The following is a 13,595-nucleotide window of genomic DNA, read 5'->3' on the forward strand; positions in this document are numbered from 1 at the left end:
AACATTCAGTCTCCAGGATTATCGCAGAAATACACTGGTTCAAATGCCTTTAAAGGAACACCTGCAAAAATGAAAGTCTATGTTCCAAGAAAACAGGCCAAAAATTATAAAAAATTATTCCTGAAACGAGGAATGCGCAAAACTGTCACTTTCAAAGGCATTCGATAGGTAGTAAAAAGAAGGAGCAGTCCGAAAATATATTTCAGACAGCTCCTTTTTTTCTGACTTAAGAAGGGGAATTTCTGATATAAATACTGTTCGCCCATATTCTCCCCACCAACAGTTTTATTTACCTACTGCAACTCCTTCAATATTGATCTTCCAATCGTGCCTTCCGGCATCTGTACCCCAAAATTTTCTGCAACAGATGCACCGATCACCGCAAATGTATCCTGATTCTCAATAGCTCCTGTTTCTTTCATTTTCTTTGAATATGCAATAAATGGTACATATTCTCTTGTATGATCTGTTCCGGTATAAGTTGGATCATTTCCATGATCCGCAGTCAGGATCAGAAGATCATCCTCGCGCAGCTCATTCATCAGAGTTCCGAGTCCACTATCAAACTTCTCAATCTCACGTCCGTATCCTTCCGGATTTCTTCTATGCCCCCACAAAGCGTCAAAATCCACCAGATTCACAAAGCAGAGGCCATGAAAATCTTTTTTACAGATATCAATCGTCTGTTGCATGCCATGCACAGAACTGTCTGAATGGTAAGTCTGTGTAATTCCCTCACCACAGAAAATATCATTGATCTTTCCAACACCAATCACATCAAGACCTGCATCCTTCAATGCATTTAAGGCTGTTCTTCCAGTCGGTTTCAACGCATAGTCATGGCGGTTGCTGGTTCTCTTAAACTCACCCTTTTTCTTTCCGACATACGGTCTCGCAATAACTCTGCCGACTCTCCACTCATCCTTCATGGTCAGTTCCCTGGCAATCTCACAGCAGCGATACAGGTTGGCAAGATCAAATGTCTCTTCATTTCCACAGATCTGCATTACCGAATCCGCAGAAGTATAGACAATCATCGCTCCTGTATTGATTTCTTCCTCACCAAGTTCCTCGATGATTTCTGTTCCACTGGCACTCTTATTTCCAATCACACGCTTGCCACATCTCTTTTCCAGTTCATCGATCAGTTCTTTAGGAAAACCTGTTTCTGTAAAAGTAATAAACGGCTTCTGTGTATAGATTCCCATCATTTCCCAGTGACCTGTCATTGTATCCTTTCCATTGCTGGTCTCCCCAATTCGCATATAGCGGCCAATCGGATTTTCCACGCCTTCCATCGTACCACCCTTATGCAGATTCAACATTCCAAGTTTCTGAAGATTTGGAATATCCAAAGTTCCCATCTTATCCAGGATATGTCCGAACGTATCCACACCCTTATCGCCAAATTTCTCAGAATCCGGCATTGCTCCAATCCCCAGTGAATCCAGAACGATCACAAATACTCTCTTATAAGTTTCCATAAACACTCCTTTCTGCCTGTTCCCATCAGGCGAATGTCCGTTAAACTATGCCAGATCTGCCGGTCCAAATCCAAGCGGAAAAAGTTCCCTTAAAGTAAAGACATCGTATTTATCTTTGCTGACTGCCAGAATGATCTGAAATGTTTCCGGATCACAGAACTCCATCATGACCTGTCTGCACACACCACACGGTGCCGCATACCCTGTCAGAACTCCATCCCTGCCGCCTACAACACAGATTGCCTGAAATTCCTTTACTCCTTCACTGACTGCTTTAAAAAAAGCAGTCCTCTCAGCACAGTTTGTTGGTGTATAAGCAGCATTTTCAATATTACATCCTGTATAATACGTGCCATTCTTTGCCAGAAGTGCCGCTCCCACATGAAAATGTGAATATGGCGCATAAGAATAACCCAGCTGTTTTATCGCCAGATCGATCATTTCTTCAATCTGTTTTTTATCCATTCTCCTGCCTGCCTTTCCTTCTGTATAGATTATCTTTTTATATAGATCAAGTGCATCCTTTGTCTCAAATGCTTTTGTCTTTGTTGTCATCTTTCCTTGGCCTTATCTGCGCGGATCAGCTCACGGATTGCCTGCACCGCAACCTGGATTGCCTTATCTGTATCATGTACTACCGGATTTTCCAGTCCTAACTTTTCTCTTTCCTGATTTGCTAATACCAGGAAGCAGGAGCCGGCACGTACTCTTAAATGGCTTGCTACTACAAAAAGTGCTGCAGATTCCATCTCGGAAGCAAGGCAGCCCAGACGTTTCCATGCTTCCCATTTATTCATCAATTCATAGCTGACCGGTTTGGTTTCCGGTTCATGCTGTCCATAAAATGCGTCCTTGCACTGTACTACACCTGTGTGGAATTCACAGCCTTCTTTTTTGGCGCCTGCCACAAGAGCATTGAGCACTTCCAGGTTTGCTACTGCCGGAAATTCGATCGGAGCATACTCTTTGCTGGTGCCTTCCATACGAATCGCCCCTGTCGCAATGACAATATCTCCACTCTTTACTTCTGTCTGCATTCCACCACAGGTTCCGATACGGACAAACGTATCTGCACCACAGCGATAAAGCTCTTCCATTGCAATAGAAGCAGATGGTCCACCAATACCAGTAGAAGTTACACTCACCTTTACTCCATCCAGTGTTCCTGTATAAGTTACATATTCTCTGTTATCAGCAACAAAAACCGGATCATCAAAATACTGTGCGATCTTTTTGCAGCGTTTCGGATCTCCCGGTAAGATCACATATCGTCCGACTTCTCCTTTTCCAACCTGAATATGATACTGTTTGCTTGCATCTTCTGAATAATTTTTCATGTCTGATTCCTCTCTTTCTTTATCTCTGTCCCTTATCGTATGGAATTCCTTCTGCCTTCGGTGCTCTTGATTTCTGAGAAATAAAAGCAAGCACGACAAGAGAAACAATATAAACTGCCAGGAAGTTTTAATGCTACAAGCGGTGCAGATCCACCGAATTTTTATTCTGTCACCCGCATTTGTTATATGTGAACTACTCGGCAACTGAGTTACCAGAGCATTTGAAATCTGGCGGGATACCGCCTTTTTTCAGGGTGCGTCCATAACACCAATACTGCTCACCATTCGGCTATGCAGCTACTTTTATTATTTCTGGTGTTTTTAGTCCGGTTACGGACATTTCCTTCTGTTTTCCGGATACGGAAAGATGTTTCCGCAGGATATTAAATGCGCCTACTGCATCTGCGTTAAATCTTACTCCATCAGTTATATACATACCACGTTCTTTTCGATTTGATGCTTCTGCATGTCTTTTTGATACTTCTGGTGATAACGGGCTGCACTGACTGGTATAGCTTTCCTCCTGTTTTATCAATTGTATTCCATACAGTTTCAGCTTATATTCCAGCATGATATACAGCCTGTTATATGGCAGTCCGTGAAACTTCTGGTTGGTCTTATGTCCCATATCTTTCTCTTTACGGATGTTTCGGATGTCTCCCACAACCACACATCGGATATCTTCTTTTCTGCAGTATTCTGCGATCCATCTGGTTGTTTTATGAAGGTAATCCTTCACTGCATTCTGCTTTTTCCTGTAAAGTCTCTGGATATGTTTCGATGATTTTGGATATTTTATTCCTCTTTCCGACTGCTGTGCATACCATACGGACTGCACTCTGGCGATCTCTTTATGAAAATATCTTTCCAATGAAAGGTATTTTCTTCCCAGGATAAAAGTCCTGCCATTTCCGGAATCATAACAGGTCATCAGATTATGAAGTCCCAGATCAACAGATAAATAATGTCCATTCTGAGAAAGCTGTTCCGGCTCTTCAATCTCATAGATAACGATAAGCTCACATGTTCCATTTTCCGGCGGATAGATCCGCAGCTGTTTTATATGATCCATGTTCCTGAAAATCTTATTTTCAAGATATAGAAATTTTTCATGGATCCCATAGGTTTCTTCCATATAGCTTTTCAGATCCCTTGGCAGAGACAGACGCAGCTGGTCTGAGCCTTTCTCATGCCGGATCCCCATCTGCATATATGTGACCGGTATATTGTCCTGTTTAAAACGGGGCGGATTTGGCTCTTTGATTCCTCCGGTCTTTTTTAGGACATAAAAAGATTTCCATGCTTTGTCCAACTGCTTGCAGGTCTCCTGCGCTGTCTGTGATGGCAGCTGTCTGTACCACAGATCTCCTTTATGTGCTTTTTTCTGATAATACCAGTCAGGATACTTTTCCAGTCCCAGTTCTTTATAATGATGACGTTCATAGTTGCAGACATTCCAGAGTTTGGAAGCCGCATAACACATATGCCCTATAATGTTGGAATATTCCGGACAGATCTTTAACGATGTTCTGTGTGACAGCAGCATTCCTCTCCCCTCCTTCAGACAGCTATGCAGATGGAGTTTTACACTCCACCCTGATTTAATACGATTTGCTCTGATGTTCAATATAACGGCGGATATTTTCTTCAGATACTGATCCGATTGTCTCCACATAATAGGAATGGTTCCACAGCTCTCCCTTCCATAGCTGGTTTCTTATTTCCGGAAAACGTTCGAATAATTTTCTGCCGGTGATCCCCTTCAGATACTTGACAATTGCTGTTATAGACAGCTTTGGTGGAGCTGATACAAAACAATGGACATGGTCACCTTCACCACATTCAAATAAATGAACGGCAAAGCCCTTGTCCTCAGCAATCTGCTGCACCAGTTCCTGAAGGTATTCCTCAATATCTGGTGTTAATATCTTCCGCCGGTATTTCACTGACCATACCATATGGTAGTTAATATTACATACACAAGTTCTATAATGTATTAGATTTTCTTTCATACATATAGTATAACATAACAACTGGAAACATACAATAAAAATCGAACATATTTTCGATTAATTATATGCCGGTTACGGCATTAATATCAAAGGGTTAAAGGATTATTATATTATTTCCATGTGCAGATATGCACAATTCTACGCTTTCATCTCGGTAATTGAATTGCCGAGGATTCCCGCTTATCGTCCTAAATCCAAATTCAAATCCTCTCATCAAAAGAAGAAGCAACACAAACGAGCAAATTCCTTTTGCTACTTTTCCAATAATCTCTTTTACATCTATATTTTCTACCTTCTCGTTAAATCTCGTATTATTTTGTTTTTACTGCTTTCGATGCTGACCAGGAAGAGTAGCATCTTCTGTTTCCGGATTTTTTATATGTACGTACTCTTACATAATATACTCTTTTGCATTATAAAAATTATCACTGCTTAAGTTCGCTGCAATCCACTGTTCTCTGGTTCCTCTGTAACAGATTCTTTTGACTGGATTGTAATCTGTCACAAAATTTGTTGCAAAATTGCTGACAGACTTCGGTAAGATCATTGCATTCAGGCTGGAGCATTCTGCAAATGCCGCCTCTTCCACAGTCTGAACACCTTCTTCAATCTCAAGTTCTTCAAGTCCGGTACATTTTGCAAAAGCTGTTTTACCGATTGTTTGAACATTTCCCGGAATTTCCAGTGTTTTGATTCTACTGCATCTCATGAATGCATTTGCACCAATGGTGGTAACCTGTTTCGGCAGTTCAATACTCTTCAGAGCACTGCATGATTTTGTTTTTCATAGAATCGTCACCTCTGCCGTTCCTCCTCTCTTACTATATAGACAGCCCAACTCTCCGAAAAGTTTTATAGTTTTGAATATTTTGGGGCCTAACTTATTTTCCGAAATTCCATATATTTTAAAGTCTTTGAGTAAAAAAAGAGCATATGGATTTCTCCATACACTCCCATATCATCTTACACATCTATTTATCAGTCGGCCATGACCTTCTGAGAGCCACATAGGATATTAAAAAGTTTGCAAGCCATCCAGCTGGTACAGCAAGCCAGACAAATGCAATGCCAAAACGCGGCGCAAAAATCAAAGCAACAGAAAGACGGATTGCCAGGTTCACCATATTTGCAATGAGAAATGGGCGCATGATTCCAAGACCACGAAGGACTCCATCAGTTGCCATTTTGATTCCCATAAAGATGAAGAAATAGCCAAGCCATCTCATATAATCCCCAGATACCTGGTAGGCCAGGTCTGTTCCGTCTTTACCAAGAAACAGCGAGGAAATTTGCGTGTGGAGTGTTTCAATCACAATGAAGGCAATGGCTGCAAAACACACATCCAGCACTAATGCAGCGCGGTAGCCTTTTTTGATACGCTGGGGTTTGTTTGCGCCAAGATTCTGGGATACATATGGCGAAACCGCATTGCCGATAGATACAAAAATCAGAGAAAAAACATTCTCTACCCGCATTGTCGCCGCATACCCCGCGAGTGCCTGTGTACCGAAAGGATTTACAACTGCCTGTACGATCATCATACCGATAGATACTGTAGACTGCTGAAGAACTGAAGGCACAGCAATCTGAAACATGGAATGTAACTCCTGCCTGTCAAACCAGTCAAAGTAACTTTTATATCGCCGCATCCGACTAAGGAAAAGCAAAAGTGAGAACACCGCAGAAATTCCCTGTGCGATCAAGGTCGCAAGCGCTGCACCAAACACACCGAGATCAAGTCCGGCTACCATCCAAAGATCCATGAAGATATTTAAGATTGATGAAAAAATCAGAAGTCCCAGTGGAATTTTGGATTCTCCTATAGAATTAAACATCGTTGAAAGAATGTTATACATAAACAAAAACGGAAAGCCCACAAAATAGACCCGCAAATACAGCACTGCGTCATCCAGTATATCGGCAGGAGTTTGTAGCGTACTCATCATCGAGCGAGAAAAGCAAAAGCCAAAAACGCCAAGGACTATGCTTAGAACTAAAAAGCTAAGCAGAGACGTTGACACGATGGTTTTCATTTTTCCATACTCCCTGGCACCAAAATAGCGGCTCACGAGTACACCTGCACCGACACCGGCCCCCAGTGCCACACAAATGAAAACATTAGTCAACGCTGCACATGCACCGACAGCTGCAAGCGCGGAGGAACCCACAAACTGACCGACGATGATGGAATCAGCCATATTATATATTTGCTGAAAAAAGCTGCCCAGAATCATCGGCATTGCAAAAACCGTCAGCGCTTTAAGAGGCGCATCTGTGATCAAATACTCATCTTTTGACATTATCTTATTCTTTCCTCCATCTGAATCAATTTCGTATCTTCTAAACGCAAGTTGTAAGTTACATTATGTAATAATTATAGGTAGCTATAACAGTTAAGTCAAGCTTCTGTTTACTTTTGGTAATATGAATGATATGATATTTAAGAAAATGCTATCCAGCGAATATTATTTTACAGGAGGAACGTTTATGTACCTGGACGGTTTAGATGAACTGGATCAGAAGATTATCCAGTTACTGATAGAAAATGCACGGATTTCTTACTCGGATATTGGTGAAAAAATTGGTATTTCCAGGGTAGCAGTAAAAGCCCGGATCCAGTCTTTGGAGAAAAAGGGTGTAATTGAAGAATATACAACAATAATAAATCCTCAGAAAATCAGTGGTGCTGTGTCATGCTATTTTGAAATTGAAACAAAACCAGACAATCTGTCGCAGGTGACAGATATATTATATAAAAATGATACAGTCACGCAGATTTACCGTGTCACCGGAAGAGACAAACTGCATGTACATGCCGTTGCCTCATCTAGTGATGAAATGGAACTCTTTCTGCATAATGTCATTGATACCCTGCCTGGCATTGTCAGCTGCAGCTGCAATACAATCTTATCACGTATTAAAGATATCAAAGGATTACGGCTATAGAATATGTAAAAAATGTACTGACCGCTATAACACTTTCTGCAAAAGTCTCTCCCGAATAATCCGTTTACATTCAAAGAATTACTCTCTATTAGTGGCACCTTATAAAGTACCGCCAATGGCAGTGGCAAAGAGTCTTCGTCTCTTACGAGATGAAGGCTCTTTTTCTATTTCAGAAACTGTAATAGTAATATGGGGACGGTGTTTTTGGCTCTTTTACTGTCTGCTTCTGTCCATTCCACTTCTGGTGTAGTATTGCTTCTTACTCTCGTACATTCTTTCATCTGAAGCTTTTGAAATATCAAATATGCTGTTCCACTTGCGCTCCGAACTGAAGACATATCCGTACGAAACCGCCATCGACTCGACAAATTCTCCATGCCAGCTTTCCACTCTCTGCTCAAATGCTCTCAGAAGGTTTTCAAACTGCGGTATATCTTTTGTAATGATGACAACGAACTCGTCACCGCCCACTCTGTATACCTTGCCATGTTCACTGAAACTGTTCTTCATACAATCCGCAGCTGCCCGTATAAGCTCATCACCTGCCGCATGTCCGAAGAAATCATTAGCGTTCTTGAGTCCATTAATATCCATAGAAACATACACCCACTCCTTAGTAAGGTCGAGCTTGTTTATGTCCTCCTCATATGCACGTCTGTTGTAACACCGGGTAAGTTCGTCTGTATTCAACGTATAACGGAATTTCTCCTTTTCGTACTTCTCTTTCATGACCTTCGACAGCATATATACCATACAGCACGAAGCCAGAGTCAGATATATTCCAACTATAAGAATAGCAAAAAGACTTCCCTGCAGATAATAAGAATCCTCTACCATTACAGCAACAATATATGCCCCGTCCTGTTTCTCCACGCACCGATAATTCCGCATATCAATGCTGTCAATTTCCTGTCCTATTTTGCTGCTGTCTGTAGCTCCGGCTACGATCTTTGTATCTGCATCCGCAACCAGAATCTCCATTCCCTTGTAAACCGGCATATCCGCAACTACATTAGAAACCTCATTCTGCTTTGCCTCGTTAAGAAGGCGTTTCGGCTCAATGCCGACCTGGATCATTTTGTTTCCCGCTTCATTCCAGGTGATCGCATACATCATTTCTTTAGCCTCGGAAGTATTCGGCGTAACGTCCTGGCACATGGTAAGCTTCTTATCCTTAAGCATTGGTTTAAAATATGCCATCTGCTCTCCGGAATCAAAGCTATAACCAAAATATTTTGGCACAGAACCGCTGTAAATATAACCTTTTGTGTCAAACAAATGTATCTCATCCACAGATATCAACGCCGCAATCTTCTGTAACTCGTCGACATCATATTCTACCTCTGGTTTTGCATCGATAATATAAGAAACCGCCTTAGCTCTTACTATATAATCGTCTTTCAGCGATTTGATAAGCGCTTCTTCACTCTTATCATTTTTATCGAGTACGGTGATGACACGATCCAGAAGTACTTTTGACGTCCGGTCTGAGTTTTTGTCATTAACATACTTTAGAATAAATCCTTCCAACAATAACGCCGCAGCGATTATCGTGATGGCAAGAATTATAAGTTTTCTCTTTTTCATATCATAAGTTTTTTCCGATATCCTCCAGTTCTTTCAATGAATTTTCATCTTTCGCAAGATCTGTTTTTTCACTGGCATAATATGATTTCTGAAAAAGCATATCCCATGACAGATAATCAGCCATGCAGTCGAACTGTTTGTTGATCAGCTCATACTGTATGCTGTCAACCGGTGAACCTCCAACAGCAATCACACCGACTTTCTTGTTTTTCAACTGCAGTCCACGGCAATAGCATTTGTCGATCACAAGCTTCAGCTGCGCCGACATCCCCCACCAATATACAGGTGTTGTAAAGAGAATCATATCAGCTGCTGCAATCTTATCAATTGTTGGATTTGTATCATCATTATCTACACATCCCTTATGGCATTGACAGGCACCACAACCCTTGCACGGAGCTATCTGCAGTTTATCCGGCTCGATTACTTCAATTTCATTCTTCTCAGAAGCACCTTTTATAAGTGCATTGATTGCTGTTAATGTATTTCCTTTTCTGGCGCTTCCATTAATAATTATAATTTTCATATACGTCCTCCCGTTTTTTACAATTTTATATGCTATGGTGATTGTATCATTCCTATAATGAATTGTATCATAAAAACGAAATTTCCGATTATTTCTTTTTCTCTCCTGGTGATCTTCCGTACCTCCTGATACACTTCTACACTTTTCTCTCTCCGTTACTGTTCACTCCGTTCACAGTAACTTGGTCAAAATGCGTTCCAAATCACCTTCGGTGATGGCATTTTACCCCGTATGTCTCGGGATTTTGCCTTTCTTCTGCTGGATATCCAGTCCGAATTTATCAAGAATCTCCATCTCTGTATAAATTGTTCTTCTGTCCGTACTGATCCCATATTTCTGATCCAGAATCGTGCATAATTCCGATGCATTCAACATATGTTCATCATCGGTACGTTCCAGCAGGATTTCCATCAGATATAACGTACGGAGTTTCTGATCAAATGAAGCCATAACACATCACCTCTATTTTCTGTTTCCACTCTTCCCAGTGAAATATTTTCACATTTACCACTCTTCACATTTAATATCAATTATCTGATCGATTGGAATGACCATTTGATCCGTCATGATTATGGTATGCTCGTATTCGTCTACCTTTTTTACAACACCAGAACACACAACATAGGATCCACCGTTTTTTTTTGCATCGGGAATAAAATAAGTTATCGATACATTCTGTTCTATACCGATATTATTTCTGATTATGTTGATTTTTTCGTTCAGCTGAGCAATCACTTCCTCACTCAGTTCCAATCTTTCATCAGTTAATCTTACTGTTTCTTTTATCGCTGCATCATGTCCGGTCAAGGCTGCAAAAGGAGCAAATTGCGCTGCCCGATCCCAAAGAGGCATTTGCGGATGATTCTTAGAGACCGGATGCGGTAAATTGATGATATCGTCATAAGAATTATTTTTCATCCTCTTTCAACTCCTTTACGCCTTATGTCCGCCGATTTGTTCATTTCTGTCCCTGGCAGTTGCACCTTCCTGAAGATTCATCCCCTTCAGCACAGCGTTTTTTCCGAATTTCTTTTTGATGCTAAGCATTGCTTCCTGCATACGTTTTTCGCGATCCAGCGCGACTTCTTCCTCTTCCTGCTTTTTCCTTTGTGCCTCATAATCCGTAAAAAGATCCAGCTGCTCATATACTTCTTCTTTCTTTACCGAACTTTCATCCACAAGCCTGTTCGCTGTGATATTGATTCTTCTGATAAGCAGGTTTCTGTCAACGCTTCTGTCATATAGCTCTATTACTGCATCCGTTATCAGTTTTGTTGAGGAAGTCTGCCGTTTCAGATTGGTCGTTCCATGTGCGTGTTTTGGAATTCTTCTTCCATAACGGTCGATCGTAACCTCTCCATGGTATTTCTTTCTCCGGTCAGGATTGTTCAGATTCTCAATATCATAACCAACTGTCAACACGATCTGATCCGTTACAAGCTTCTTATCCACCAAATCCAAAACCATCTGGTCCGTCATCTCTTTGACGACTAATTTTGCTTTTTCAAAATCATAGGGACAATGAAGCACCTGTCCGGAACAAACACTGTTCGTTTCCGGTTTGTAGGCCTTGACCATTTCCATTGTACAGGGCTCATACCCCCAGGCATGGTCGATCAACAGCTCTGCATTAACGCCAAACAGTTTATATAGCAAATCTTCGTTGTATAACTCATTCTCTTTTCCGATGGAACATCTTGCAATATCACCCATTGTATAAAGCCCGTATTCTTCCAGCTTCTTTGCATATCCCTTCCCTACTCTCCAGAAATCAGTAAGTGGTCTGTGACTCCAGAGTTTCCTTCGGTATGACATTTCATCCAGTTCCGCAATTCGTACGCCATCTTTATCTGCTTTAATATGCTTCGCCACGATATCCATCGCAATCTTACACAGATACATATTCGTTCCGATTCCTGCAGTTGCTGTTATGCCTGTCGTTTTCAGCACATCCTGTATCATCGTCATCGCCAGTTCTCTTGGTGTCATATTATAAGTATGCAGATAACTCGTTACATCCATAAATACTTCATCGATCGAATAAGGGAAAATATCTTCCGGCGCAATATATTTCAGATAAATGCTGTAAATTCTGGTGCTGTATTCCAGATAGAGAGCCATCCGGGGAGGCGCAACAATATAATCAATCTCCAGTGCAAGATTGCTATTTAATTCTGTACTGTCATCAGAAGAACCAATAAATGTTCTGTTCAGTGCCTTCCACCTGCGGGCACTGTTGGCTTCTTTTACTTTTTGAACAACCTCAAATAAACGGGCCCTTCCGGGTATCCCATAACACTTTAAGGCTGGAGATACCGCAAGACAGATTGTTTTTTCTGTTCTGCTTTTATCCGCAACCACAAGATTGGTCGTCAAAGGATCCCTATTTCGTTCTATACATTCCACAGACGCATAGAATGACTTAAGATCGATTGCAATATAGGTTCTTTCCTTTTCCATCATTCTACACCTCCTGATTCTCCTGTGTTCCGTTTCTAACTACTTCTCCTTATCCATCGCCATATGTATCATTTTCTCGAAGGATTCTCTGAAATGCTCATCATCCTCCGCTGTTCGTTTTCTTGAGCCTCTTAAGCGCTTCTTTCCGGATGCCCTTCGTGCTTTCTTATTCAGATGCCGCTCCATAAGCATCTGGTCAATATTCTCATTCGTATACCATTTCCCGGATTGATGAATCGCATACGCATTTTTTCCAAGTGCCATTGCCGCTACTCCATAATCCTGTGATACAACAATATCGCCTTTATGACAAATACTGATCAGTTTATAATCCACTGCATCTGCATCAACAAAAATCTGCATAATCTCTCCTTTAATTACACCTGAATGGAGCGCGAACCTCAATGAGATTACCACTCGGATCATACAGCCTTACAAGCTTCTGCCCACCTGCAAGTTCTGTCAATTCTGTGGCATATCGAACGGAATACTTACCGGATTCATATTTCGCAAGCAATCCATCTATATCAAAATCCTCGAAATACAATTCCATCATGTTATTGAATGGCGTAGAATTTTCATTCAATGTTTTCCCCCATACGGCGGCATCCTGCAAAACAAGTCCCTCCGATAAGATCACATTACCTTCATTCTTAAGAATCACTTGCAGTCCAAATAAGTCCCTATAAAACTCTATGGATTTTTCTATATCATCCACCACGATCAGTACGTTTTTCAGCATATCCGTCACCTCACACTCCGCTTTGAGTCAAGCGAATATTCGCAATCCGCATGCAGTTAAATAATCTTTCCAGACAAATGATCAATTTCATGCTGGCAAATCTGTGCTGTCCATCCTGACAATTTCTGGCGCTGTTTTTTCCAGTTAAAGTCATAATATTCCACTTCAATTTCCTGGTATCTGGTCGTCTTACGAACACCGTCCAGGGACAGACAGCCTTCTTCTGTCTCATACATGTCATGCTTTGAAACAATCACCGGATTAAACATCACAACATCTATGAATCCCATATTCACAATGATGATATTCTTCTTTACACCAATCATATTTGCAGCCATACCAACGCAACGTTCCCGGTTTGCCCGCAGTGTGTCCTGCAGATCCTTTCCAACCTGGATGTCTGCTTTCGTGGCTGGTTCGGATGGCTGACCTAAAAAGAAAACGTCTCTTACAATTTGCTTTACCATTTACTTTCTCCTGTACTCCGTTTCCAAGTGCACT

General features: G+C 41.3%; 16 protein-coding genes. 1 reads left to right on the forward strand and 15 read right to left on the reverse strand.

The features are described 5' to 3' along the window. Positions 1–293: 293 nt before the first annotated feature. The 7 genes from NQ503_RS16425 to NQ503_RS16455 all read right to left on the reverse strand — a co-directional run bounded on the left by NQ503_RS16425 (position 294) and on the right by NQ503_RS16455 (position 7,133). On the reverse strand, positions 294–1,484 hold the full coding sequence (locus tag NQ503_RS16425) for a phosphopentomutase (protein WP_005426127.1): 1,191 nt from the start codon (positions 1,482–1,484) through the stop codon (positions 294–296). Between the two features lie 45 nt (positions 1,485–1,529). Continuing rightward, positions 1,530–1,949 (reverse strand): cytidine deaminase, encoded by a 420-nt coding sequence (locus NQ503_RS16430; RefSeq protein WP_044925888.1) that lies wholly within the window; start codon positions 1,947–1,949, stop codon positions 1,530–1,532. An 86-nt stretch (positions 1,950–2,035) separates the two neighbouring features. Continuing rightward, the gene (gene udp, locus NQ503_RS16435) at positions 2,036–2,821 is read right to left on the reverse strand and encodes a uridine phosphorylase (RefSeq protein WP_005426124.1); all 786 of its coding nucleotides are present in this window, start codon (positions 2,819–2,821) and stop codon (positions 2,036–2,038) included. A gap of 289 nt (positions 2,822–3,110) precedes the next feature. Further along, positions 3,111–4,367, reverse strand: coding sequence for an RNA-guided endonuclease InsQ/TnpB family protein (locus NQ503_RS16440; protein WP_242650167.1), 1,257 nt, complete (start codon positions 4,365–4,367; stop codon positions 3,111–3,113). Between the two features lie 55 nt (positions 4,368–4,422). Further along, positions 4,423–4,833, reverse strand: coding sequence for an IS200/IS605 family transposase (tnpA, locus tag NQ503_RS16445; RefSeq protein ID WP_411327696.1), 411 nt, complete (start codon positions 4,831–4,833; stop codon positions 4,423–4,425). A 391-nt stretch (positions 4,834–5,224) separates the two neighbouring features. Further along, a complete protein-coding gene (locus tag NQ503_RS16450) occupies positions 5,225–5,596 on the reverse strand; it encodes a leucine-rich repeat domain-containing protein (RefSeq protein WP_082246511.1) in 372 nt (123 codons plus the stop codon). A 208-nt stretch (positions 5,597–5,804) separates the two neighbouring features. Beyond that, positions 5,805–7,133, reverse strand: coding sequence for an MATE family efflux transporter (locus tag NQ503_RS16455; RefSeq protein WP_005426118.1), 1,329 nt, complete (start codon positions 7,131–7,133; stop codon positions 5,805–5,807). A gap of 187 nt (positions 7,134–7,320) precedes the next feature. On the opposite strand from NQ503_RS16455, the gene NQ503_RS16460 reads away from it, so the two are divergent. Next, positions 7,321–7,779, forward strand: coding sequence for an Lrp/AsnC family transcriptional regulator (locus NQ503_RS16460; RefSeq protein ID WP_129796110.1), 459 nt, complete (start codon positions 7,321–7,323; stop codon positions 7,777–7,779). Positions 7,780–7,992: 213 nt separating this feature from the next. Here NQ503_RS16460 and NQ503_RS16465 read toward each other — a convergent pair whose 3' ends face one another. The 8 genes from NQ503_RS16465 to NQ503_RS16500 all read right to left on the reverse strand — a co-directional run bounded on the left by NQ503_RS16465 (position 7,993) and on the right by NQ503_RS16500 (position 13,561). Beyond that, on the reverse strand, positions 7,993–9,366 hold the full coding sequence (locus tag NQ503_RS16465) for a GGDEF domain-containing protein (protein ID WP_005426114.1): 1,374 nt from the start codon (positions 9,364–9,366) through the stop codon (positions 7,993–7,995). Position 9,367: 1 nt separating this feature from the next. Further along, on the reverse strand, positions 9,368–9,892 hold the full coding sequence (locus tag NQ503_RS16470; RefSeq protein ID WP_005426112.1) for a flavodoxin family protein: 525 nt from the start codon (positions 9,890–9,892) through the stop codon (positions 9,368–9,370). 222 nt (positions 9,893–10,114) lie between these two features. Beyond that, positions 10,115–10,342: a hypothetical protein gene (locus tag NQ503_RS16475; RefSeq protein WP_005426111.1), complete on the reverse strand. Its 228-nt coding sequence runs from the start codon at positions 10,340–10,342 to the stop codon at positions 10,115–10,117. A 54-nt stretch (positions 10,343–10,396) separates the two neighbouring features. Beyond that, the gene (locus NQ503_RS16480) at positions 10,397–10,810 is read right to left on the reverse strand and encodes a YolD-like family protein (protein WP_259892996.1); all 414 of its coding nucleotides are present in this window, start codon (positions 10,808–10,810) and stop codon (positions 10,397–10,399) included. A 15-nt stretch (positions 10,811–10,825) separates the two neighbouring features. After that, on the reverse strand, positions 10,826–12,352 hold the full coding sequence (locus NQ503_RS16485; RefSeq protein WP_044925886.1) for a Y-family DNA polymerase: 1,527 nt from the start codon (positions 12,350–12,352) through the stop codon (positions 10,826–10,828). A gap of 39 nt (positions 12,353–12,391) precedes the next feature. Then, positions 12,392–12,715, reverse strand: a complete 324-nt coding sequence (locus tag NQ503_RS16490) for a DUF188 domain-containing protein (RefSeq protein WP_005426104.1) — start codon at positions 12,713–12,715, stop codon at positions 12,392–12,394. 10 nt (positions 12,716–12,725) lie between these two features. Further along, the gene (locus NQ503_RS16495) at positions 12,726–13,094 is read right to left on the reverse strand and encodes a VOC family protein (protein ID WP_005426102.1); all 369 of its coding nucleotides are present in this window, start codon (positions 13,092–13,094) and stop codon (positions 12,726–12,728) included. Between the two features lie 56 nt (positions 13,095–13,150). Beyond that, positions 13,151–13,561, reverse strand: coding sequence for a peptide deformylase (locus NQ503_RS16500; protein ID WP_005426100.1), 411 nt, complete (start codon positions 13,559–13,561; stop codon positions 13,151–13,153). Positions 13,562–13,595 lie beyond the last annotated feature (34 nt).

Origin of the sequence: Blautia obeum ATCC 29174, from assembly GCF_025147765.1 — a bacterium.
GTDB classification, from domain to species: Bacteria; Bacillota; Clostridia; order Lachnospirales; family Lachnospiraceae; genus Blautia_A; species Blautia_A obeum.